This window comes from Shewanella sp. Arc9-LZ (assembly GCF_010092445.1).
Lineage (GTDB): Bacteria > Pseudomonadota > Gammaproteobacteria > Enterobacterales > Shewanellaceae > Shewanella.
In genome coordinates, this window is sequence record NZ_CP048031.1 from 887,167 (window position 1) to 909,379 (window position 22,213).

General features: G+C 41.7%; 17 protein-coding genes and 1 pseudogene. 10 read left to right on the plus strand and 8 right to left on the minus strand.

Features of this window, described 5'->3' with window-relative positions; all coding sequences use genetic code 11:
* Positions 1-44 precede the first annotated feature (44 nt).
* Both GUY17_RS03885 and GUY17_RS03890 read left to right on the plus strand, forming a co-directional pair.
* The gene (locus GUY17_RS03885; RefSeq protein ID WP_162022354.1) at positions 45-614 is read left to right on the plus strand and encodes a cysteine hydrolase family protein; all 570 of its coding nucleotides are present in this window, start codon (positions 45-47) and stop codon (positions 612-614) included.
* A 43-nt stretch (positions 615-657) separates the two neighbouring features.
* A pseudogene (locus tag GUY17_RS03890) lies at positions 658-824 on the plus strand (IS256 family transposase); the annotation flags it as partial.
* 145 nt (positions 825-969) lie between these two features.
* Here GUY17_RS03890 and GUY17_RS03895 read toward each other — a convergent pair.
* Positions 970-1,413: a TIR domain-containing protein gene (locus GUY17_RS03895; protein WP_162022355.1), complete on the minus strand. Its 444-nt coding sequence runs from the start codon at positions 1,411-1,413 to the stop codon at positions 970-972.
* Positions 1,414-2,081: 668 nt separating this feature from the next.
* Here GUY17_RS03895 and GUY17_RS03900 point away from each other — a divergent pair.
* A protein-coding gene (locus GUY17_RS03900; RefSeq protein ID WP_162021994.1) for an IS3 family transposase occupies positions 2,082-3,241 on the plus strand; the annotation gives its coding sequence in 2 pieces (ribosomal slippage) (positions 2,082-2,340 and positions 2,340-3,241; 1,161 coding nt in all).
* Positions 3,242-3,265: 24 nt separating this feature from the next.
* Here GUY17_RS03900 and GUY17_RS03905 read toward each other — a convergent pair.
* The 5 genes from GUY17_RS03905 to GUY17_RS03925 all read right to left on the minus strand — a co-directional run bounded on the left by GUY17_RS03905 (position 3,266) and on the right by GUY17_RS03925 (position 8,513).
* Entirely contained in the window at positions 3,266-3,463 is a 198-nt protein-coding gene (locus tag GUY17_RS03905; protein WP_162022356.1) for a hypothetical protein, read from the minus strand.
* 19 nt (positions 3,464-3,482) lie between these two features.
* Complete coding sequence (locus tag GUY17_RS03910; protein ID WP_162022357.1) at positions 3,483-3,950, minus strand: TIR domain-containing protein; 468 nt, start codon at positions 3,948-3,950, stop codon at positions 3,483-3,485.
* A gap of 2 nt (positions 3,951-3,952) precedes the next feature.
* Positions 3,953-5,398, minus strand: coding sequence for an SIR2 family protein (locus tag GUY17_RS03915; protein ID WP_162022358.1), 1,446 nt, complete (start codon positions 5,396-5,398; stop codon positions 3,953-3,955).
* Positions 5,399-5,533: 135 nt separating this feature from the next.
* Positions 5,534-6,436 carry a nuclease-related domain-containing protein gene (locus GUY17_RS03920; RefSeq protein WP_162022359.1) on the minus strand — a complete coding sequence of 301 codons (903 nt, stop codon included), beginning with the start codon at positions 6,434-6,436 and terminating at the stop codon, positions 5,534-5,536.
* A 496-nt stretch (positions 6,437-6,932) separates the two neighbouring features.
* Positions 6,933-8,513, minus strand: a complete 1,581-nt coding sequence (locus GUY17_RS03925; protein WP_162022360.1) for an isocitrate lyase — start codon at positions 8,511-8,513, stop codon at positions 6,933-6,935.
* Positions 8,514-8,622: 109 nt separating this feature from the next.
* Between GUY17_RS03925 and GUY17_RS03930 the strand changes: the two genes are divergently transcribed.
* From GUY17_RS03930 to GUY17_RS03940, 3 genes are all read left to right on the plus strand, one after another.
* A complete protein-coding gene (locus tag GUY17_RS03930) occupies positions 8,623-9,573 on the plus strand; it encodes a LysR family transcriptional regulator (RefSeq protein WP_101086026.1) in 951 nt (316 codons plus the stop codon).
* Positions 9,574-9,885: 312 nt separating this feature from the next.
* A complete protein-coding gene (locus tag GUY17_RS03935) occupies positions 9,886-12,087 on the plus strand; it encodes a malate synthase G (protein ID WP_162022361.1) in 2,202 nt (733 codons plus the stop codon).
* Positions 12,088-12,349: 262 nt separating this feature from the next.
* Positions 12,350-12,775, plus strand: a complete 426-nt coding sequence (locus tag GUY17_RS03940) for an HPP family protein (protein ID WP_162022362.1) — start codon at positions 12,350-12,352, stop codon at positions 12,773-12,775.
* Between the two features lie 199 nt (positions 12,776-12,974).
* Here GUY17_RS03940 and GUY17_RS03945 read toward each other — a convergent pair whose 3' ends face one another.
* Positions 12,975-14,168, minus strand: a complete 1,194-nt coding sequence (locus GUY17_RS03945; protein ID WP_254439861.1) for a serine hydrolase — start codon at positions 14,166-14,168, stop codon at positions 12,975-12,977.
* A 582-nt stretch (positions 14,169-14,750) separates the two neighbouring features.
* Between GUY17_RS03945 and GUY17_RS03950 the strand changes: the two genes are divergently transcribed.
* Positions 14,751-15,500, plus strand: coding sequence for a putative porin (locus tag GUY17_RS03950; RefSeq protein WP_162022363.1), 750 nt, complete (start codon positions 14,751-14,753; stop codon positions 15,498-15,500).
* A gap of 415 nt (positions 15,501-15,915) precedes the next feature.
* On the opposite strand, the gene katG is transcribed toward GUY17_RS03950, so the two are convergent.
* Positions 15,916-18,189, minus strand: coding sequence for a catalase/peroxidase HPI (gene katG, locus GUY17_RS03955; protein WP_162022364.1), 2,274 nt, complete (start codon positions 18,187-18,189; stop codon positions 15,916-15,918).
* Positions 18,190-18,622: 433 nt separating this feature from the next.
* Between katG and GUY17_RS03960 the strand changes: the two genes are divergently transcribed.
* The 3 genes from GUY17_RS03960 (at position 18,623) to GUY17_RS03970 (ending at position 22,115) form a co-directional block, all read left to right on the plus strand.
* A complete protein-coding gene (locus GUY17_RS03960; RefSeq protein ID WP_162022365.1) occupies positions 18,623-19,432 on the plus strand; it encodes a phosphate/phosphite/phosphonate ABC transporter substrate-binding protein in 810 nt (269 codons plus the stop codon).
* Positions 19,419-21,680 carry an ATP-binding protein gene (locus GUY17_RS03965; RefSeq protein ID WP_162022366.1) on the plus strand — a complete coding sequence of 754 codons (2,262 nt, stop codon included), beginning with the start codon at positions 19,419-19,421 and terminating at the stop codon, positions 21,678-21,680. Before GUY17_RS03960 ends, GUY17_RS03965 begins: the two co-directional genes overlap by 14 nt.
* A gap of 102 nt (positions 21,681-21,782) precedes the next feature.
* Positions 21,783-22,115: a hypothetical protein gene (locus tag GUY17_RS03970; RefSeq protein ID WP_162022367.1), complete on the plus strand. Its 333-nt coding sequence runs from the start codon at positions 21,783-21,785 to the stop codon at positions 22,113-22,115.
* The last annotated feature ends 98 nt before the right edge of the window (positions 22,116-22,213 follow it).

The window sequence follows — 22,213 nt, forward strand, 5'->3', positions numbered from 1 at the left end:
ACGGTAATAAACCGATCTCTTTAAAATATAAGTAAGGCAAAATTATGAACACTGAAAATACGACAGCCCTATTATTAATCGATTTTCAAAACGATTATTTCCCAACGTATAGCGGTGCTAAAAATCCGTTAGTCGGTACTGAAGCAGCAGCCGAGCAAGGTGCGAAGTTGTTGGCAGCATTTCGCCAGCTAGGTTTGCCGGTTGTGCATGTGCGTCATGAATTTCCGACTGATGAAGCGCCGTTCTTTTTGCCAGGTTCTGATGGCGCTCAGATTCATTCATCGGTTGCTGCACAAGCTGGTGAAGCGATTATATTGAAGCATCAGATCAATAGTTTTCGTGATACCGATCTGAAAAAAGTATTGGATGATGCGGGCATTACAAAATTGGTGATCGTTGGTGCTATGACGCACATGTGCATCGATGCAGTAACCCGTGCAGCGGAAGATTTTGGTTATGAGTGCGCGGTAGCTCATGATGCGTGCGCAACGTTGGATTTAGAATTTAACGGGATGACGGTGCCAGCAGCCCAGGTTCATGCCGCGTTTATGTCGGCGTTGAGTTTTGCTTATGCCAAGGTGGCAAGTGCTGATGATGTGATTGCGGAGTTGTGATAAGTGGGGATTCGTCAGCCACTTATTGTGACCCCACTTATTGAAAACCAAGGGTGGATTTGCCAACGAGAACAGTTTACTTAAGCTGCTCTATGCGGGTATATTGAAGGCCTCCGAGCGCTGGACTCCCCCGTACAGAATTGGAATTTGACGCTATCGCAGTTATCAATCCACTTCGAAGGCCGTTTGGATGAATATATCGATCTGTGAAACTAACCTGTCACAGAATCATGAATACCCTCCCAGTGACACGCCGTGGATACATCCTTGTAGGCTCTTCTAAAACAACCATGTTTTAGAAGGTCACTGGTGCAACAATGCCAGTTCTGGTGTAACAGTTGAAAGTGGAATTATGTTATTTTCCAGCCAGCTCTGCCGCTTCCTCAATCCACTTGGCTAAGTCTTCTTTATTAGAATATTTATAAGCTTTAAAGCCATTAGCTTCGATTTTTGCAGGTATAGCACCAGGGGCTCCTTCTTCATCATTCGAATCTTTTAAATGATGAATTTGTACTGCCACAAGACCGTTCCCTTTCGCAAGAGATTGATCTATTTCATAATTGATATAATCACGATTCACCGTACCATAAGTAACACAAACTACAGTTACTGAGGTATTTTTTAATCCCTCATCAATCAAAGCTTTAATTGCCTTGTCACTTTTCTTTTTAGACTCCTCCCAAAGAGAAGCATCTTGAAAGCCTGCAGCTGCTGTACCTGTAATGTTAGGCATACTTCTGATCTGATTAACTTTCCAAACATGCTTATAGTGGAAACTGAAAAAAACTCGTCTAGCCATTTCTTACTCCTTAGACATTAGGTCTATTATATTTACTATTTTTGAGATCAACTGATCAGGCTTCTCAATACTAGTCCCTAGAAGAGATATGCCAGTCCTTACTTTGACTCGGGGTGAGTAAGCTACGTGAAGGCTTTCAATCCACCTCGGATTAGCTTCGCCAACAACGCAATTATGATCACGCAAAAAGCGAACCAATTGGTTCACTTTTTTCATGACTTATAGTTATTCCACGATGGCGTTCCATTAGCAAAGTGCTTAAGATTACTCCAGCTGTGGCCACGTTCTTCGACGTAATAGTTCATAGAATTGTTCTGGAGGTACTTGGTTACTAGCGGATAAAGACCAAGATATTCTTGTCCTTCGAAACTTTGATTGTCTGAATCCAGCAGTGGGAGAATAGCGACTTGGTTAGGTTTGTGTCCATCAAAGAAGCCTAGCTCCCATGGCATCCATTTCGAGTTAGTCGAATTGTCGGTGGCGATATACATCATAGAACTAGAGGATTTCATTCGTGCCCGGAGGACTGCTGCAGTCTCCTTGTCCACCGAATTGCGATTTAGTTGGCGATCGACAACCCAATCAACATAGACACGCAAACTGTAATGGTCTAATGAAACTGTAGAGATTTATAGCTTAAAATAAGCAAAATCTTAAAGGTATTTATCATGATTAGAAAAACGAAAATCACTGTCAGCCCTCTTCAAAAATTAGAATATGCCAAGCTGATGGTCGAACAGGGTTACACGAACAAGCAAATTGAAGATATGTCAGGTGCGGGTAAATCTGCTGTGTCTCGATGGAAAGTGCAGTACCAAGCTGAATTAGCCGGTAAAACACCAGAAAATACCAAAGCATTAACTGAAGACCAACGAAGAATTCAACTCCTAGAAGCCCAACTAAAACAAGCAATGAGGGATAATGATATCTTAAAAAAGGCTGCAGCTTTCTTCATTCGAGACAATCAAAACTTAAAATGATGCGCGAAGTAAAGAAAGCAAACCCAGGCTTTAGAATGAGTGAGTTGTGCCGCGTATTCGAGATCAGTTGCAGTAGTTTTTATTACAAACCGATACCACAAAGTGTTGAAAAACAGACTCTGATACAATTTGTAGAGCAAGCCTTCTCTGATTCAAATGCGACGTATGGCAAACGTCGAATACAGGCCGACTTATTAGATTTAGAGTGTAAAGTCGGGGTTTACGCCATTGCTACAGTAATGAAAAATTTGGGATTAAAAGCGATTAGGCCAAAGAAAAAGCATTACTATCCTAACACTGGTGACGAACATGTTTACGCACCCAATTTGCTTAAACGGCAGTTTAACCCTACGACTTATAACACTCATTGGGTGGGTGACATTACCTACATAAAATCACATCAAGGATGGAGTTATTTAGCCTGTGTACTTGATTTAGGAACGAAAGAAATCGTTGGGTATGCCTTATCAAGCCAACCCAATACCGCGTTAGCGACAGCGGCATTAAATAACGCGATACAACGTCAGAGGCCAAATACACAGGAGTTGATGTTTCACTCAGACCAGGGTTGCCAGTACTCTGCTAACGTGTTCAGAGAAAAGCTAAAGCACTTAAGCATTAAACAAAGTATGAGTCGTAGAGGAAATTGTTGGGATAATGCCGTGATGGAACGATTCTTTAGGAGTTTAAAGACTGAAAGATTGAACCATTTAGCCTTTATCAATCACAGTTCTGTAGTCAGTGTGGTTGAGCAATATATCCAGTTCTACAATTACAAACGCAGACATTCAGCAATAGATTATAAGACGCCACATCAAAAATATAATGAGTTAAAAAAAGCGGCTTAAAATCTCTCCAGAAATACTTGACCATTACAAACCTTGCTTTTGCAATAGAGTCATTACCCCCAATACAAGGTCTGAATCATCAATCGAGTGAGAAAGAAATATATCGAACTTTTCATGTTGCTTATAATTCTCCATCCCTTCCCTTAGAACAGTTTGAGCAGTACGAGAGCCGCGCGCCCCTGCGGCAGCTGCACGTGCTTCGCTTTTGGTAAAAAATGCCAATTAGATTCTCCTATTTAAGTTATTGATTGATAGCGTTTTCAATCCAAGTCGACAAATTATTTTTGATGTCGTTATACGCATTATTAGTGCTGGGTTCATATACGAGCGGCACAATGACTTTATCACCTCGCTTAAAGGTGAATTGGGCGAAAGGATTTGCTCCCTTTGTTCCAAAGCCGTGACGTGGACAATTCAGTCGATGTATATGAACACCTACCACGGCCTTTCCCTGCTGCCAAGCTCTCTGGATCTCGTAGTTGACCCATGGACGGTTAGCTGTATGACTGCCGATCAGTACTACTAGGCAGGATTTACCATTTAGATTCTGGTCGATCCAATTCTTCACTCCCTGCTCTGTGCGCTTAATTTGTTCCCAAGTATTAGGACTGACTGGTTCGTCACCCTCCAGCAACCCCATATTGCGGATCTGCTGTATTCGCATAACATCGTTATCAAAGTGAAAGCTGTAAAAGACTTTACGTTTCATATCTAACCCCCAAGTTTTTTTAAAACGAATAGAACTTTCTCCTCGACCTTTGTCCGGTCAAGTGAGAGATCTGCAAGTTGGGCTACTTCAGTTTCCAACCAAGGGTACTGAGCAAAATGCTTACTCGGCTCACTCAGCATCTCGTCTGCCAGCTCCTTGGCCATGTAGCCAGTGATACCAAGTGGAAGTACAGCAACCCCTGTATCCTGAGCAATTTGGAATTCTTTGCGCACTCCGCCAGCATTGACGATGTGTCCATCATTGAGCTTGTTACCAAAGAGAAACAGAGATATACCAGAAAGGCCAATCATGCGGTGCCGATACTCATTCCACAACTCGGCCAGTTCTTTACCGTTTGATGGATGTTGTGGGAATGGCCGCATGATAAGTTGATCCTCGGAGTATTTATCAGGCTTGGCGTAGATGGCATCGAGAGCACCATTGATGACTGCGCTGCCAATGCCCCATCCGAAACCATTGACAACTCGATAGCCAGCTTTTATTAAGGACGCAGAGAGTGTGTGTACAAAGCTTAACGCCTCCTGCTTGTCCCAAGCACCATACTCTTCTGCACTACCGGATATAAAGATGGTCTTCTTGCGGAAGCGGCTCTCGATCTCCTTCAAGATGATCGGAATATCTTCGTAGTCATTGACGAGTACCGCCTGGATGCCAAACCTTAGTAGGTCGCGAATATGGTGCTCTTGCCGGCGCTGCCGATACATTGCGCTGGCTTCATCTTCCTTCCCTTGCTGCATAGCAGGCTCCTTGCGAAGAAAGCAGTAGTGAGTGCGTCTATGCATGTCTGGCACATGTAATCGACTCAGTATGTAATCAAGATTTGGATCCGTGAAACTGAAGCCAATAAAGAGGAATGTTTTGGAAATCAGATCTCCACTCAGTGCGGTTATAAATCCTTCGTGGGTCTTGTAGTACTGTTCATATTGTGCTTTGTAGAGCACCGCGGCACCTGGCGAATCCACGTCGCCGTGCATTTTGTAAACGACAGCATCTCGTTTAGGGCGGGTCATAATAAGATCGTCAGTTTTACGCTTGATATCTGCGACACGATAATTCTCTTTGAGACTATCCTCAATGAGAGTGTCATAGTTGGTTGTCCAATACGTTCTGATGGGAAGGCGTGCGAGAATTCTATGGGCTTCGGAGGGTTCTGCTTGTTCCGAAAACTCTTCTAAGATTTTTCGAGCTAGACCAGTTGCACTGTTCTTCTTGTTGACATGGTATTGAGCAACCGAAATCAGATCGTGCTCTACCTCAACAGATAGCCCCAACTCTTCTGCGATCTCACGTAGTAACTCGCTCCAATTAACGAAGCCGCAGGTCCTAGATAGGCCCGCACCAGCAAAAACGGCAGCCGCGCCTTCTTCAAGATCTTTAACATACGTCTTTATAAACGCCTCAATTTCTGGAGAAAATTGAATACTCATAACTTTATTATTTCCCTATAAAATTAGTTGGTTGATATAAAAATAAATTTTTTATCAACGATTTATAAAAATTTCGAAATAACTTTTATTAGCCTTGATAGATGCGAGCAGGTTAGACTTTTTCATCTTTCCTCATCATTTCCCTACCTCACTCTTACTCAAACAACGCTGTGCCACTTGATACACAATCGCGTCGACTTGTTGTTGGCTGAGTGTTTGAGTGCGGACGGCTGGTATGGTTTTGACCAGCTGTTTGTGATTTAAGATGGGGAACGGTGGCCTAGTTTGGCTGGTGACATACCAGCCGGGGAATACCAGTACTGGGCTGGAGAAGACCTGTTGGCCGGTAGCTTTGGTGAGCCACTGGCTGACCCACGTTGCTTGTCGAGTTGCTTGTTCTATTGGCTTGGTTTCAGTCCACGATGGAAAGCATAAGCGGCCGTCTTTATAAAATAGTTGGTAGTCTTTACCTTGGGTTGCGCTAGTCGATTTACTGTCGCGTTTGCGCTTGTGGCGGCCTTTGGTTTCGATGGCGAATACGCCATTTTTACCTATGGCTAAATGGTCAATGTTAAAGCCGTCGGCTTGTATGTCGTGAAACACTTGATAGCCCAAAGCTTGTAAGCCGATTAGCTCATTGGCAGTGGCAATTTCTGCGGTGTGGCCTAGGCGTAATTTGGTGAGTTTGGAAAAGTTTTTCCACGTTTTATAACCACAATAAGATAATCCGATCATTGAGGTTATGGCAAACATCCAAGGGAATTTGCCGACGGTAATGTGTGCTTGAATGCTGTTAACGGCAAATGGCAGACACACAACCAATACGCCCATTAGCATACTGGCGATTAAATTGATTTGGAGGTCTTGTATCTCTTGCTGTAAGCCAAAAGCGGGAATTCGTTGAAGTTGGTCGCGATCGACGGGTAATTTAACAGTTCTGTCGCGATGTTTGAGCAATACAAACATCACCCCAAGGGTGACAAACATACTAGAAAGAAGAATGCCTACTGATAATAAACTGGAGATGAAGCTTGTCATTGTCGTCCTTGCGCGTGGTGTGACCTAAGTAATTGGTCGCAATTCTAAATCCATGAATCTGCTGGATTAATATACTCCGAGTTTGGCAATATTGTAAGTGGAAATTTTCATCAATCGTTATGCGTCGCACTTGGCGAAATGGGCTGTTGCAGTAGTCAAAAATATCATTGCAGAATAATGACTTGTATCAGTGTGTATCTTAATGGGTAGCCGTAAAGGAGGCGCAGAGTCTGCTTCGTTAGTGAGTTAGCGCCACTGTGACCAATTTACCCTAACGTTTACCTGAGTGTGACACATAAAAAGGCCTGCTTATTTTAAGCAGGCCTTTTGGGTTTAGTTTTCGCTGTTAGTCATGTTCACTTCAAAAACATCGCTTAAGCTAGTCACTATTTGGGTAAGTCACTTTCTACACAAGCAGTTTACAAAATCAGTCTATAAATCTGTTTATAAAAGCAGTTATAAAAGCAGGCTATAAAATCAGACTATAAAATCGGTCTTAGAACTGGTTCATTGTGTTGTCTTTACCAGACGCTTTAAGCGCTTGGTCACCAGAGAAGTACTCTTTATGTGCATCACCCATATCTGAACCAGCCATGTTTTGATGTTTAACACAGGCGATACCTTGACGGATTTCCTTACGTTGAACATTGGCAACATAACCCAACATGCCTTGGTCACCGAAGTATTCTTTAGCCAAGTTATCGGTAGATAATGCTGCTGTATGGTAAGTCGGTAGTGTAATAAGGTGATGGAAAATACCTGCTTCACGGGCCGAGTCAGATTGGAAAGTACGAATCTTTTCATCAGCTTGGATTGCAAGCTCAGTGCCATCGTAATCAACACTCATTAATTGAGGGCGGTCGTAAGCTGACACGTCTTGTCCTGCTTTTTGCATCGCATCAAATATTTGCTGACGGAAGTTAAGCGTCCAGTTAAACGATGGCGAGTTGTTATACACAAGCTTGGCATTAGGAACAACTTTACGGATTTCGTTAACCATGCCACCGATTTGAGATACATGAGGCTTTTCAGTTTCAATCCACAATAAATCAGCGCCATTTTGCAATGAGGTAATACAGTCAAGTACACAACGTTCTTCACCCGTACCAGCACGGAACTTAAATAAGCCATTTGGTAGACGAGCCGGTTTGACCAGTTTGCCACCTTGCTTGAATACCACATCACCATTTTCAAGTTTTGCAGCATCAACGGCTTCAACTTCAAGGAAGCTATTGTATAAATCGCCTAGATCGCCAGCTTCTTTAGTGACAGCAATTTTTTGAGTTAAGCCTGCACCTAATGAATCGGTACGCGCAACAATTACGCCGTCATCGATACCGAGTTCTAAAAATGCATAACGAACCGCATTAATTTTTGCTAAAAACTCAACATGTGGCACGGTGACTTTACCGTCTTGGTGGCCACACTGTTTTACGTCTGACACTTGGTTTTCTAATTGAATACAACAAGCACCGGCTTCAATCATTTGTTTTGCCATCAAGTAAGTGGCTTCTTCGTTACCAAAACCGGCATCAATGTCGGCAATAATAGGTACAACGTGGGTTTCGAAGTTTTCAATTTTGTGTTGAATAGCGGCTTTATCTGACTCTTTGGCACTATCTAATTCGCGGAAAAGACCACCTAGTTCACGAGCATCAGCTTGACGTAGAAAGGTGTATAACTCTTTAATCAACGCAGCAACAGAGGTTTTTTCATGCATAGATTGGTCAGGTAATGGACCAAACTCACTACGCAGTGCAGCGACCATCCAACCTGAAAGATATAAGTAACGACGCTTGGTGGTTAAAAGGTGTTTTTTAATCGAAATCATTTTTTGTTGGGCGATAAAACCATGCCAGCAACCTAAAGACTGAGTGTACTGCGATGAGTCCTTGTCGTAGTTGTCCATGTCTTCACGCATGATCTTGGCAGTGTACTTTGCGATGTCTAACCCAGTCTTAAAACGATTTTGTAGACGCATACGAGCGACTGACTCTGGATTGATGGCATTCCATGCACTACCTTCAGAATTAATCAAGGTGGCAGCTTCATCGATATTATTTTTGTAGTGAGTCATGTGTTTATTCCTTAACAAATAGATTAGCGGCAATTGATTACGTTGAAAATAATAGCTAGATTTGGTTAAATAAACCTAATTTATGCTTACTATCTTCGGTATTCACCATATGAATGTATCTCGTATTGACTTGAACCTCCTTGTTTATTTAGATGTTTTACTACGTGAAAGAAATGTTACTAAAGCGGCAGACCAGCTTGGGATCAGCCAGCCTGCAATGAGTAACGGCTTAAAACGCTTACGAAACTTGTTTGATGATCCCTTACTTATTCGCACGAGTCAGGGCATGACACCGACCGAACGTGCAAATGAATTACAACCCATTATCAGTGAGCTGATTATTGGGCTGGAAAAAGCCGTACAACCGCGTGCCAATTTTGATCCACTGGAAAGTGATAAAGTCTTCCGTGTTATGGCAAGTGATTATGCTGAAGCGACGTTAATTCCACCGCTCATTGCTAAGCTTCGTACTCAAGCACCCAACATTATTTTAGATATCATGACCCCAAGTGATGTCAGTTTCCCTGATGTAGAACAAGGAAGAGTCGATATGGTGATCAACCGTTTTGACAGTATTCCGCAATCATTCCATCAAAAAATATTGTGGAGTGATGATTTTAGCTGCCTGATTAGTAAGGGTAATCCCGTTTTAAAGAAGTTTTCTTTAGACAGTTATTTAAAAGCTAAGCATGTGTGGGTGAGTAAAACAGGGATGGGTGTTGGGGTAGGGATGAACCCAGATGATGTTCAGCGTTTGGGCTGGGTAGATGAAGCATTAACGCGAATTGGTGTGAAACGCCAGATCACCGTTTTTACACGCCATTATCAAACCGCCTGTTTGTTGGCTGAGCAACAAGATTTGATCGCAACCATACCAAGTAAGATGGCACGTCATCACATCAATAATGAACGGGTGAGCATTGTTCCGCCGCCTTTTATTATTCAACCCATCGCCTTGACTATGGCCTGGAGCCCTTTGCTTCAGCATAATCCCGCGCATCAGTGGATGCGTCAACTTATCACTAAAACCGCAGAAGAGATAAATAGAGGGGATGTTTAACCTTATTGTTATTGTGATTTTTAGTTACGTATATGTTGCAAATTAACCAAGAAACACCATTTTGCCATATCTTTGGTGAATAGTGGTGATAGTAAGTATAAATTGGATAAATAAGATAGCTTTGATATAGAGTAAAGTATTACTGCGTATGAACAGTAAGCTGTTAACAGTGGAATGAGTTTGCGCGAGTTATTTATGGCTAATGTTTATGACTGATGGTTTGTGGCTAATGATTTAGGGCCAATGATTTAAGGCATATGATTTAGTACTGAGTTTACAGTCAACGCACAGGAATTAAGGTAGGGATATAAAATGACAGCACGTATTCAAGTAGGTGGATTACACATAGCGCAAGCATTGTGGCAATTGGTCGACAGTGACATTTGCCCAGGTACTGGCATTGATTCAGCAACCTTTTGGGCAAAATTTGAGGACATTATTAGCGAATTTTCGCCCATTAATGTGAAGCTGTTAGAAAAAAGACAACAACTACAACAGCAAATTGATCAATGGCATATTGACCATCCCACCAAAGATTTTGACCCTGCAAAATATAAAGCTTTTCTATTTGAAATAGGTTACCTGGTGCCTGAGGGTGAAGCTTTTCAAATTAGCACTGAAAATGTCGACCATGAAATTGCCGCGCAAGCGGGACCACAACTTGTAGTGCCGGTTAAAAATGCTCGCTTTGCGCTTAACGCTGCCAATGCTCGCTGGGGCAGCTTGTATGATGCGCTATATGGCACTGACGCGATATCTGAAGAAGGTGGCGCGGAGCTCACTAAACAATACAACCCGGTACGCGGCAACAAAGTTATCGCTTTTGCCAAACAACACTTAGATACCGCTTCGCCCTTAGCACAAGGCAGCCATGCCGATGTGACCCGTTATTACCTCGACGCGGGTGTGTTACGGGTGCAATTAACTGACGGCTCTACCACAACCTTAGCCCAAACCGATAAATGTGTGGGTTACCAAGGTAGTGCCGATGCACCAAGTGCTATTTTGTTAGTTAATAATGGTCTGCATATCGAAATTCAAATCGATCCAAGCAGTGTTATTGGTGGCAGTGATCGCGCTGGTGTTAAAGACTTACTGGTTGAAGCCGCTGTTACCACCATTATGGACTGTGAGGACTCTGTCGCCGCAGTGGATGCTGAAGACAAGGTTGAAATTTATCGTAATTGGTTAGGTTTGATGCAAGGTAATTTATCTGCTTCGCTGACTAAAAATGGCAAAGAGATTGTAAGAGAGCTCAATGACGATCGCGTCTATACCGCAGCTAATGTCAACCAGAGTACCAACCAGAGTGCAGAAGTAAAAACAGTCACTTTACCCGGCAGAAGTTTGCTATTTGTGCGTAATGTGGGTCACTTGATGACCATTGATGCTGTGCTGGATAAAAATGGCAACGAAGTGCCTGAAGGGATACTTGATGGCATGATCACTGTGCTTGCTGCGATGCACGACCTTAAAGGTAACAATAATGGTCGTAGTAATAGCCGCAAAGGTTCGGTGAATATTGTAAAACCTAAAATGCATGGTCCTGAAGAAGTGCAATTTACCTGTGATCTGTTTACTAAGATAGAAGATGCGCTCAAGCTTCCGCGTAATACTATTAAGGTAGGCATTATGGATGAAGAGCGCAGAACGACACTGAATTTAAAAGAGTGCATTAGGGCTGCGAAAGATCGCGTCGTGTTTATTAATACCGGCTTTCTTGACCGTACGGGTGATGAGTTGCATACCTCAATGCTAGCGGGCGCGTTTGTGCCTAAATCGGTGATGAAGCAGCAAAAGTGGATTAGTGCTTACGAAGATTGGAATGTCGATATTGGGCTTGAATGTGGCTTACAAGGTCGCGCTCAAATCGGTAAAGGCATGTGGCCAATGCCAGATGAAATGGCAGCGATGCTTGAGCAAAAAGTGGCTCATCCTAAAGCGGGCGCAAATACAGCGTGGGTGCCGTCGCCAAATGGTGCTGTGCTGCATTCTACTCATTATCACCAAATTAATGTGGCAGACGTTCAGCAACACATTAAGCAACGCCCACGTGCTAGCATTGACAGTTTGTTAACCATTCCTTTACTTGCTGAAGGGGTTACACTCACCAATGAGCAAATTGCTTTTGAACTAGAAAATAATGCCCAGGGTATTTTGGGCTATGTTGTGCGCTGGATTGATCAAGGTGTGGGTTGTTCAAAAGTGCCAGATATTAATAATGTCGGCTTGATGGAAGACAGAGCAACCTTGCGAATTTCATCGCAATATTTAACCAATTGGCTTGAGCATGGCATATGCAGTGAAGCACAAGTGATGGCCGCGTTGAAAAAAATGGCCGCTGTGGTCGATACTCAAAATGCAGGTGATCCGTTGTACACTAATATGGCGCCTCACTTTGACGGCATCGCCTTTAAAGCGGCATGCGATCTGATTTTTAAAGGCAAATCTCAACCATCTGGTTACACAGAGCCTTTGCTACATGCTTATCGAATTCAAGCTAAAGCAGGTTAATCTTTACCGTTAATACTGGCACTGAGTGACTAAATAACCTCAACTCGGGATAATAAACGCCTTTCAAGCAGTCCTTTGCCCTGCTAACTGCGTTGAATGAACTTGCAATAGGCTAGCTATTGAGGCGTTCATTCGCCTTGTTAGCAAAACAAATGACAAGTTTGAAATAGTTGAACAATAATACTTTGATATTAAGCATTTTGTTTCCATTTCTAATCCCGAGATCAGGTTATTTAGCTTATTTCAGTTAAGGAGATAGACCATGAATGTGCGCGATATTATGACCCCTAATCCGGTGTGTATTAGCCATGAGGCTAGCCTTAAAGATGCGCATCAATTAATGCAAAGCCGTAATGTGCGTCATTTACCGGTGCTCAGTGAATCAACAGGGCAGTTTATTGGCATGCTAACCCATAAAAAGATGATCGCTGTTGTATTAACCATGCTCAATAAATATGGCCAAGGGGCGTTAGATAGAAAGGAGCGCTTTACGCCTATTGCCGAGGTTATGGATACCCAAGTGCAGAAGCTCGGTTTGGACGAGCCGCTGACGGTTGTAGTGCAATATTTTATCGACAATAAACTGGGTTGTTTACCTGTGGTTGATGAACACAATAAGGTACTAGGAATTGTGACATCGTCAGATTTTGTCAAACTTTGCCAGCGCCTACTACTAACGCAAAAGTAACCATTGACTTAGTCTTTATGGTATTCGGATGAAGTGGGGCATTAATAAGTCCAGCCAGAGTATTTACCCTCTGACGGCCTAGAAAATTTAAATCAATGTAAAACAAAAAAAGCGACCTGAAGGTCGCTTTTTATTGGCTGAAAAATGCAGGGTTAGCGTTAACGACACAAATCACCAGTCGTTAAATCAATGATGATGTTTATTGTAATGACACCACAATTTCACGGAAAAATTCGATGGTTTCTTGTTTTGAATTCAGTTCATCAAGAAAGCCTAAATCGGCACTGTTTTTAACGATCACCACATTGTTTTTTTGGTTTACATAAATATATTGTCCGTATACACCGACACAGAAAAATTCACCTTGCTGTGCTTCTGGCGGTAACCAAATTTGATAGCCATATCCTAATTTTCCGACTTGCGGTTGTAGGTAATCTGCTTGCGGTGTAGTGGCGGCTTTTATCCAAGCGGCTGACACGATTTGTTTGCCATTAAATGCGCCATTATTGAGTAATAAGCGGCCAAAGCGGGCGTAGTCGCGGGTAGTAACATTTAAGCCGCCTAATGCAAATGCGCTACCTTGGGAGTCAGTAAGCCAGTAGGCATCACTTTCCATACCGATGGTGTTCCAAATGTTTTGCTGTAAAAGTTCGACTAATGATTTATTAGTTACTCGTCTTAGAATCATGCCAATAACGTGGGTGTCCATGCTGACATAATGAAATGCTTTGCCTGGGGCTGACTCATTAACCAGTTCACTGGTCATTTGATCTAACGAGCCGCCAATGGCCAGTACACGGCCCATTTTGTTAATGTCAGAATAAAAATCTAGATAGTCTTCGTTCCACTTAACCCCAGACGACATTTGCAATACGTGTTTTACTTTGACGTCGCCATAACCAGACTTGGCAAGCTCTGGCAAATAGAAGCCGACGGTTTTTTCAATATCAATGTTGCCAGCATCCACCTGCATGCCGAACAATATCGACACAAATGATTTGGCCATTGACCACGAGATACGTTTGTCATCACTTTTAGTGCCTAGAAAATATTGCTCGTAGGTTACTTTGTCATTTTTAAGCACCAGTAATGCGGTTGTTGCTCTGCGTTTAAGAAACGCTTCGGTATTAGTTGAGCTGTTTCGATAGGTAAACGATTCAGGCAAAGGCGTTAAGGCGACGTCGAACACATAAGGCTCGCCTTGTTTAACGATTTTTTTGTTAAAAAAGACATCCTTCATATTGGAGAAATTATTTACCACGAGGGATTCATCAAATAAGGTGACTACGCTGTATAAGCGATTAACGCTTTGCCAATTAAACGCAACAAGAACGATGACAATAATAAAGATGCTGAGTAAGGCAGCTTTGATGAACTTAAACAAAGTCGACATTGACGTTTCCAGGTAGATAAAATTGATGTAATGACAATAACCTATAGTCATCATCAACATAAATCAAATAGTTAACCTGCTTGTTATTGCCGACCTTGGACGTTATGCACCTTGTGTTGAAATACTCACAATATCCCCATGCGATAAAGCTGGTTTTATTCAAACATCGCCGTTAGATTTACCGCTTATATGTGGTCACTTTTGTGAATGCAAACACCGCGGTAGTGTTTATGTTTACTGTTATTCACCTTGCTGCCATTGGCTAATCTGTTATATCAGTTGTTTTAATTAACATTTATTTAACTGGGTGGTTACAGGTTTATCTATTGCTAAAGTAGGTAATAGTGATGCGCTACACATTACATCTAATGTATTGCATTGAAAAATATCATTAATTTTACATTTTTGGTTTATTTTAGCATTTCATTACTTTAGAGTATGCGCCGCTAGGAAAGCGCGTTAGCCCGACGGTAAGGTTAGGCTACATTTGAGTTAATGGATAAACCCCCTTTTTATGATTTATCCATTCTTTATATCTGCTTGAATCTCCTAGCGTAAAATAATCAAATAAAGGAATGATTGATGAAAAACGTTACTGCATTAGCACTAGTATTAGGTTTTGCTGCACTACCAGCTGTAGCTGCACAAGATGCACCATTTCAACACGAAGCGGGTTTGCAATACTCTGCTAATACTGAAGAGTTCGGTGATGGTCAATGGGATCTAAACTACCGTTTCTATTTCGATTCTGTGTCACAAGAAAAAGGCCCATATGCATTAAATGGCTTTTTAGCACAAGCTACCAATGTTGGCGCTAGCTATTCAATGATTGATGATGCTGACATTGATGTTTTCTCTGTTGATGGCACTTATGTTTTTGATTCAAAGTGGTTTGTTGGCGCTAAAGTAGAGCGTTTTGACGCTGGTGTTTTCGATACTGATATTTACCAACTTGATGTAGGTTATTACTTCAACGACAGCTCAAAAGTAGCGGCATTCTATGTTGATGGTAGTGATATTGACTCAAGCTATGGTCTTGAAGCTCGTAGCTTTATCGATCTTAAAAGCACTACTGGTATCGATTTAGGCGCTATGTGGACTCATACTGATGCTGACGATCTCTTTAATGTAAACGCTGACTGGTACGTGACTAAAGCATGGTCTGTGGGTTTAGGTTACGCAGACATCGGTTCTGATGATTTTTTCATTGCTAAAACAGCTTACTGGTTACGCATCTCTGACGCTTTTTCTGCAACATTTGAATTGTCTAAAGATCTTGATTCAGACGTAGACGGTTTCGGTGCTGCAATTGGTGTTGTTGGCCGTTTCTAAGCTAAAAGCTATCAAGAGTAGCTTATCTAAAGCTTATTGATATCGATCATTTACCCCAAAAAAAGGAGCCTTAACCAGGCTCCTTTTTTGTCTGTGTATCCATATTGTGTCTGTAATAGTGGCAAAATAATTCAGTTATAAATATCGTCTGAAACGTTACCGTGTAAATCACTGCATGCACTGCTCGACATTAACCGTTTTTAGTAGCCAACTTGGTGGCTAAAGCTTCTACTTACACACTTGGAATAAGACGTAATTATCTGATAGTCGTGTGCTTAGCGAAGGTTATTTGAGTGTTATAGATAAAAAAAAGCGAATCGATTGATTCGCTTTTGAATGTTAAAGATTCAAGTCCTGTTGTGTCTGTTGCGCTTCAGCTGTTAAGTGTTGCTGCGCTTGGTCACGAGGCTTAATCTTAACGGTCTAAGTTCATTACCTTAGTCCAGGCTGTAGTAAAGTCTTCGACAAACTTTTGCTTCGATGTATCAAACGCATACACTTCAGACACTGCACGAAGCTCCGAGTTTGAACCAAAGACTAAATCGACTGAGGTGGCAGTCCATTTTTTGTGACCTGACTGACGATCAAATCCTTCATAAATACCATCGGTTGACGATTTTTTCCAAACCGTAGACATATCAAGTAAATTGACGAAAAAGTCATTACTTAAGGTGCCCGGAGTGCTTGTGAGTACCCCATGTTTCAGACCTTTGTAATTAGCATCAAGTGCGCGTAACCCACCCACTAAAACGGTCATTTCTGGCACTGATAGGTCAAGTTGGTCTGCTTTATCAACTAACATGTCCACCGGCGACTTGTAGCTTTGCTCTGCGTCAAAGTAATTTCTAAAACCATCAGATGTTAGCTCAAGTAAACTAAAGGCATTGATATCGGTCATCGCTTGTGTGGCATCACCACGACCGGCATTAAATGGCACCGATATAGTAAAACCTGCATTTTTAGCGGCCTTTTCTATTGCAGCCGTGCCCCCTAGAACGATTAAGTCGGCCAGTGATACTTTGCTTTTACTAAACAAGCTGTCGTTGTAGTCCGCTTGAATCGCTTTTAGTGTTTTAATCACTTTAGCGGTTTCAGCCGGATTATTTACTGACCAGTCTTTTTGAGGTGCTAGTGCAATACGAGCACCGTTTGCACCACCGCGCATGTCTGAATGACGGTAACTTGCCGCAGATGCCCAAGCTACACGCACTAACTCTGACACGGTTAAGTCAGACTTTAGAATTTGTGCTTTAAGTGCTTGCACGCCATCGGCATCTATATTTGATTGTGTTTTATCATCTATAGGATCTTGCCAAATTAGACTTTCTTTAGGGACTTCTTTGCCTAAGAAATTACGTGATGGGCCCATATCTCTGTGCGTCAGTTTGTACCAAGCTTTAGCGAAAGCTAAGCGGTATTCTTCTGGATCGGCTAAAAAGCGTTCAGCAATTTTTCGATACTCAGGATCATACTTTAATGCTAAGTCAGCTGTTGTCATGACAGGAGCGTGAAACTTGCCTTTAACATGCGCATCAGGAACGGCTTTATGCAAAGACTCGTCTGTTGGGATCCATTGAATAGCGCCAGCAGGGCTATGAGTTTGTTTCCACTCAAAGGTAAGTAAATTGCTTAGATACAAAGAGGTCCATTGTGTTGGGGCTTGAGTCCAAGCACCTTCTAAACCACTGGTGATAGTGTCTTCTGAGTGGCCTTTACCGCATTTGTTTTTCCAGCCAAGGCCTTGCTCTTCGATACCCGCTGCAGCAGGTTCAGCACCTAAACAATCTTTAGACTTGTGTGCACCGTGCATTTTACCAAATGTGTGTCCACCCGCAATTAGGGCTAGGGTTTCTTCATCGTTCATCGCCATACGTTCAAAGGCCACACGAATATTTTTGGCTGAGCCCAATGGGTCTGGTACGCCTTTTGGGCCCTCTGGGTTTACGTATATTAAGCCCATGTGAGTGGCACCAAGCGGGCGCTGTAACTTGCCGCTGCTATCTTCACGGTCGCTAGCAAGCATTTCAACTTCTGGTCCCCAGTACACCATGTCTGGTTCCCAATCATCATTACGTCCACCGGCAAAACCGTAGGTTTTAAAGCCCATATTTTCAAGTGACACATTACCCGCTAACACTATCAAATCAGACCAAGAAATGGCTTCTCCATACTTCATTTTGATTGGCCAGAGTAAACGTCGTGCTTTGTCTAAACTCGCATTATCGGGCCAACTGTTGAGTGGTTCAAAACGTTGCTGGCCACCACCTGCGCCGCCGCGGCCATCAAGGGTGCGATAAGTACCTGCGCTGTGCCATGTCATGCGGATAAAAAAGGGACCATAGTTGCCATAGTCTGACGGCCACCAATCTTGAGATGTGGTCAGTAACGCATTAATGTCTAGTTTTACTTTATCAAGGTCAAGGCTGTTAAATGCCTTGGCGTAATCAAAGTTTTCGCCATAAGGATTAGAGCGCTTATCGTGATCTCGTAGCGCAGATAGATTGAGTTGATCAGGCCACCAAAATTGATTTGTTTTAGCCTGGTTTTCTAATGCTATCCCAGTTCCAACCGCTCCTTTGGGCTTAGTCATTTCTGACTTTTCGTGGTTGTTGGCGAAAGCTGAGCCGGATATAAGCAGCATGCTGACAAAACCCGCGAGTACTTTCTGATTAAATAATGGATGTTTCATTGTTAGCTTCCTTAAAGTTAACGCATCTCCGCTTCATGTGAAGATGTATGGTTACGCTAAAATACAAAACCTAATTAACCACTCAAGCTATTAACTATCTACTTGATGTACTCGAGGATTAAAATCAGGGCTTAAATGACTAAGCGAAAACAGAGTATAGGAAAGTATCTAAATGGTAGGTGCGAATAAAAACGATTGTTCTAATCTGAAAAGCTGATGCTAATGAAGAATAAAAATAAGAGGGAAGATCATAAATAAGTGGGGGGACACACTGATTATTTGCTGACTTATATCGCATTATATTTATTGGCAAGTAGTAGCAAATCAAAGCATTTATTATGCAATAGACCTGAATTCAAATAATATTTTTATGGTGACTTGAGCTGTATTTAACTAAGCTAGTAAAAATGACACGCTATTTTCTGGAGCGCTAATGAAGTATGTAGTGGCAATATTATGTTTAATTCAAAGCTCGTGGTTATTGGCTCAAGAGTATACGTTTGGGGTTGTGCCGCAATACGAGCCGCAAAAGTTGAATGCAATTTGGCAGCCTTTACTTGATCAGGTCAGTGAACAGACGGGGGTGACGATTAAGTTAGTCACTGTTGAGTCTATACCTGTATTTGAACAAGCCTTTGCTAATGGCGAGTATGATTTTGCTTACATGAACCCTTGGCACAGTGTCATCGCTAACGAGAAACAAGGTTATTTGCCGTTAATAAAAGATGCAGGGCGCCAGCTGCAAGGTGTGCTAGTAGTGAATAAAAACAGCGGCATAGACGATATTAGCCAGTTAGAAGGTGCCGAAATTGCTTTTCCGGCGCCTAATGCATTGGGGGCGTCATTATTAATGCGTGCTGATTTAGCGCAGTTGTATGGGCTAACAATAAAGCCGGTTTATGTGCAAACCCACTCTTCGGTTTATTTAAATGTGGCATTAAACTCTACTAAGGCTGGCGGTGGCGTGTTAGGCACGTTAAAACAGCAACCGCAAAACCTACAAGACAAGCTTAAAATTATTTATAAAACCCGTAAAATAAGCCGTCATCCTATTGTGGCTCATCCAAGAGTTGATCCTGCCATTCAGCAAAAAGTGCAACAAGCTATTTTAGATATAGGCCAAAGCGAAGAGCACAAGCACTTGCTTGCAGGTATTCCCATTATTAAACCCAGTATTGCGACTTTAGCTGAATATCAGCAATTAACTCAATGGGGGTTACGTTCATTTTATGTTGAAAATTAATGGCTGGCGTAGTTTACGGGCACAGAGTTTTATTGCCGTAATGGCGTTTGGTTTTTTACTTGCCTGTTTATTTATTTTTTATGCGCTACCAGAGCAAGCCCGTTGGGTTAATGATGGATTGTCTAAAACGGCACAGCGATCATTACAACAACTCTCAACCTCTGTCACAACGCCTTTGCTTACCCGCCAATACGCTGAGCTTTACGAGCAAATAGATAACCAATTAGACATTCAGCCTAATTGGAAGGCCATTAAAATAGTTGATACGGCAACCGGTAACCAATTGTATCCGCTTGATGTGTGGAACGGGGCAACCCAAAGCGGTGACATGCTGCTTAGCCAACAAATTATGTTTTTAGAAAAACCATTAGCAAGCATTACGCTAGTGGTTAACTTTACCAATGAAATTAATGAATCATCAAAGCTGCATTACACGCTGATATACATTCAATTTATGATTTTAGTTTTATTTTTTATGGCGCTAGCTTGGTTGGTCGATTATAGAATTACTAAACCATTACGCTCATTGGAATTTGCATTTGCACGGCTGGCAAAAGGTGATTTTGATTGTCATGTCGATAAGCACCAAAATAACGAAGTGGGCAGTGTGATTAATGCGTTTAATCACATGGCAACCGAGGTCGCGAGTAATCATCAAAAATTAAATACCCTGCGAATACAGGCTGAGTCGGCAAGTAAAGCAAAGTCAGATTTTATGGCCAGCATGAGCCACGAATTGCGTACGCCATTAAATGCTATTTTAGGATTAGCACAGTTATATGAATATGATGATCTTGCTAATAAAGTCCAAAAAGACAATGCCAAGGGCATATATCGGGCTGGTGAACATTTACTGTTATTAATAAATGATGTGCTTGATTTAACGGCGATTGAGTCAGGTAATATGCAGTTCAGTTTTGATTATGTGCCAATCAAGCATGTTGTTGAGGATTCAGTTGAGTTTGTAAGTGAACTTATCAATGCACAGTCGATGACGATTCATATCGAGGGATTTAATGAACTCGAAGGGCTGTGCTTTTATGTCGATGAGCGCCGCTTTAAACAGGTAATGTTAAATTTACTCTCTAATGCCATTAAATATAATAAACCCCATGGCGATATTTTTATTAGCTGCAGCGTATCGAGCAATAACCAATGCACAATTAGCGTAGCAGATACCGGTTATGGCTTTGCTGCTGATGACGTTTCGCGGTTGTTTAAGCCATTTGATCGCTTAGGTGCCGAAACCAGCAACATTAATGGCACGGGTATTGGATTGGTTATTACCCGAGAGTTAGTTGAGCGAATGCAAGGCGAGATAAGAGTACAAAGTGAACTAAACAAGGGTTCGTGTTTTAGTTTAATTTTTAATGCTTTTAAGCAAGCCGATGTATCCACTAAAACTGACATACTGGCTAAAACAGACTTTACAACTCAATCTGATATAGCAGACATCAACGAACAACTCGTTTCAGCAGAGACTTTTCCTATATTAGAAGTACTGGTTGCTGAAGATCAAGTGACTAATCAGCTAGTGTTAAAGCAACAATTAACCTTGCTTGGGGTACATTCAATGTTTGTGAGTAATGGCGAGCAAGCCTGGCAAACTCTGCAAGATAAACGTTTTGATATACTGTTAACCGATATTCAAATGCCAATTTTAGATGGTTTAGGCCTGGCGAAAAGGATTCGAGCAGATAACCGCTTTAAAGATTTAGCCATTGTTGCGATTACAGCTAACATTATTAAAGACAATATCGATGCTTGTTACGATGCCGGTATGAATGATTTTTTAACTAAACCGGTTGAGTTGGCTAAGCTTAAATCGCTTTTAATGGAGTACTCAACAACCATGGTTAATACTCATATTGACGGTAATAAAGTGTCAGAGGTTGAGACTGATTCATTCGATCAATTAGATATAGCATTGTTAAATGCGATGTTAGGTGATGATCCCACGGTGCATTGCATGGTGTTTAATGCCTTTTTACAAACGGCAGGTGAGCAAGTTAAGTTAATCAGTGCTTATGCGACTAGCGCAAACTACGCCGATTTATCGTTTCAAGCCCATGGCTTAAAATCGTCATCAAAATCGGTTTCGGCATTAACGTTAGCCGATATTTGTCAGCAAGTTGAAACACTTGCGGAGAGGCGTATTGTCAAGAATGAGTCTATCATCGAGCTTGAATTATGTTTCAATCAAGTTGTGACTCAGCTAAGTCGTTATTGTGAGAAACATGAAGAGTAGATAAAAATGGGATTTATTTGAATCCGCTCCTGACGAATCATCATAAAAAGAAAAACAAAAATAATAAAATAGATAAAATAGATAAAATTTTGAAAAGCATTCATGGCATTTAATAATCTAATTCATTGGTTCTTCACCGTTGAACCTAAACTAGAGGTGAGCTTTTTAGCTAGTAGTATTTTTTCCGTGGCGGCATTGGGCGTAAGCGGTTTTGCTCTAGAGGCTTCTGGAGGTGCAGTTACTGAATCTATGGTATCGTCGTTATCTAAAAAAACAGGTTTAAATATTACAAAAAGCTCTGTTAGAGCAGTTGGCAGAAGCACAATCATTGTAATGATTCTATCAAGTACAATGAAAATGCTAAGTGATAGTGATATGAAGTTAGCTAAAAAAGAGCTCTTACGTAGAGGTTTACTGAATGTTGAGGATCTTTAATTGATATTTTGGATAATAGCTTATTTATTTTCTTTATTTTTAGTTTGTGTTCATTCTATTTCTATAATAAAGAAATTAAAATTGAAACTGAAAATTAA

Coding starts and splice junctions, on each gene's coding strand:
- GUY17_RS03885 (WP_162022354.1), top strand. CDS start 45: ATGAACACTGAAAATACGACAGCCCTATTATTAATCGATTTTCAAAAC.
- GUY17_RS03895 (WP_162022355.1), bottom strand. CDS start 1,413: ATGGCTAGACGAGTTTTTTTCAGTTTCCACTATAAGCATGTTTGGAAA.
- GUY17_RS03910 (WP_162022357.1), bottom strand. CDS start 3,950: ATGAAACGTAAAGTCTTTTACAGCTTTCACTTTGATAACGATGTTATG.
- GUY17_RS03935 (WP_162022361.1), top strand. CDS start 9,886: ATGACAGCACGTATTCAAGTAGGTGGATTACACATAGCGCAAGCATTG.
- GUY17_RS03940 (WP_162022362.1), top strand. CDS start 12,350: ATGAATGTGCGCGATATTATGACCCCTAATCCGGTGTGTATTAGCCAT.
- GUY17_RS03925 (WP_162022360.1), bottom strand. CDS start 8,513: ATGACTCACTACAAAAATAATATCGATGAAGCTGCCACCTTGATTAAT.
- GUY17_RS03930 (WP_101086026.1), top strand. CDS start 8,623: ATGAATGTATCTCGTATTGACTTGAACCTCCTTGTTTATTTAGATGTT.
- GUY17_RS03960 (WP_162022365.1), top strand. CDS start 18,623: ATGAAGTATGTAGTGGCAATATTATGTTTAATTCAAAGCTCGTGGTTA.
- katG (WP_162022364.1), bottom strand. CDS start 18,189: ATGAAACATCCATTATTTAATCAGAAAGTACTCGCGGGTTTTGTCAGC.
- GUY17_RS03915 (WP_162022358.1), bottom strand. CDS start 5,398: ATGAGTATTCAATTTTCTCCAGAAATTGAGGCGTTTATAAAGACGTAT.
- GUY17_RS03970 (WP_162022367.1), top strand. CDS start 21,783: ATGGCATTTAATAATCTAATTCATTGGTTCTTCACCGTTGAACCTAAA.
- GUY17_RS03950 (WP_162022363.1), top strand. CDS start 14,751: ATGAAAAACGTTACTGCATTAGCACTAGTATTAGGTTTTGCTGCACTA.
- GUY17_RS03945 (WP_254439861.1), bottom strand. CDS start 14,168: ATGTCGACTTTGTTTAAGTTCATCAAAGCTGCCTTACTCAGCATCTTT.
- GUY17_RS03965 (WP_162022366.1), top strand. CDS start 19,419: ATGTTGAAAATTAATGGCTGGCGTAGTTTACGGGCACAGAGTTTTATT.
- GUY17_RS03920 (WP_162022359.1), bottom strand. CDS start 6,436: ATGACAAGCTTCATCTCCAGTTTATTATCAGTAGGCATTCTTCTTTCT.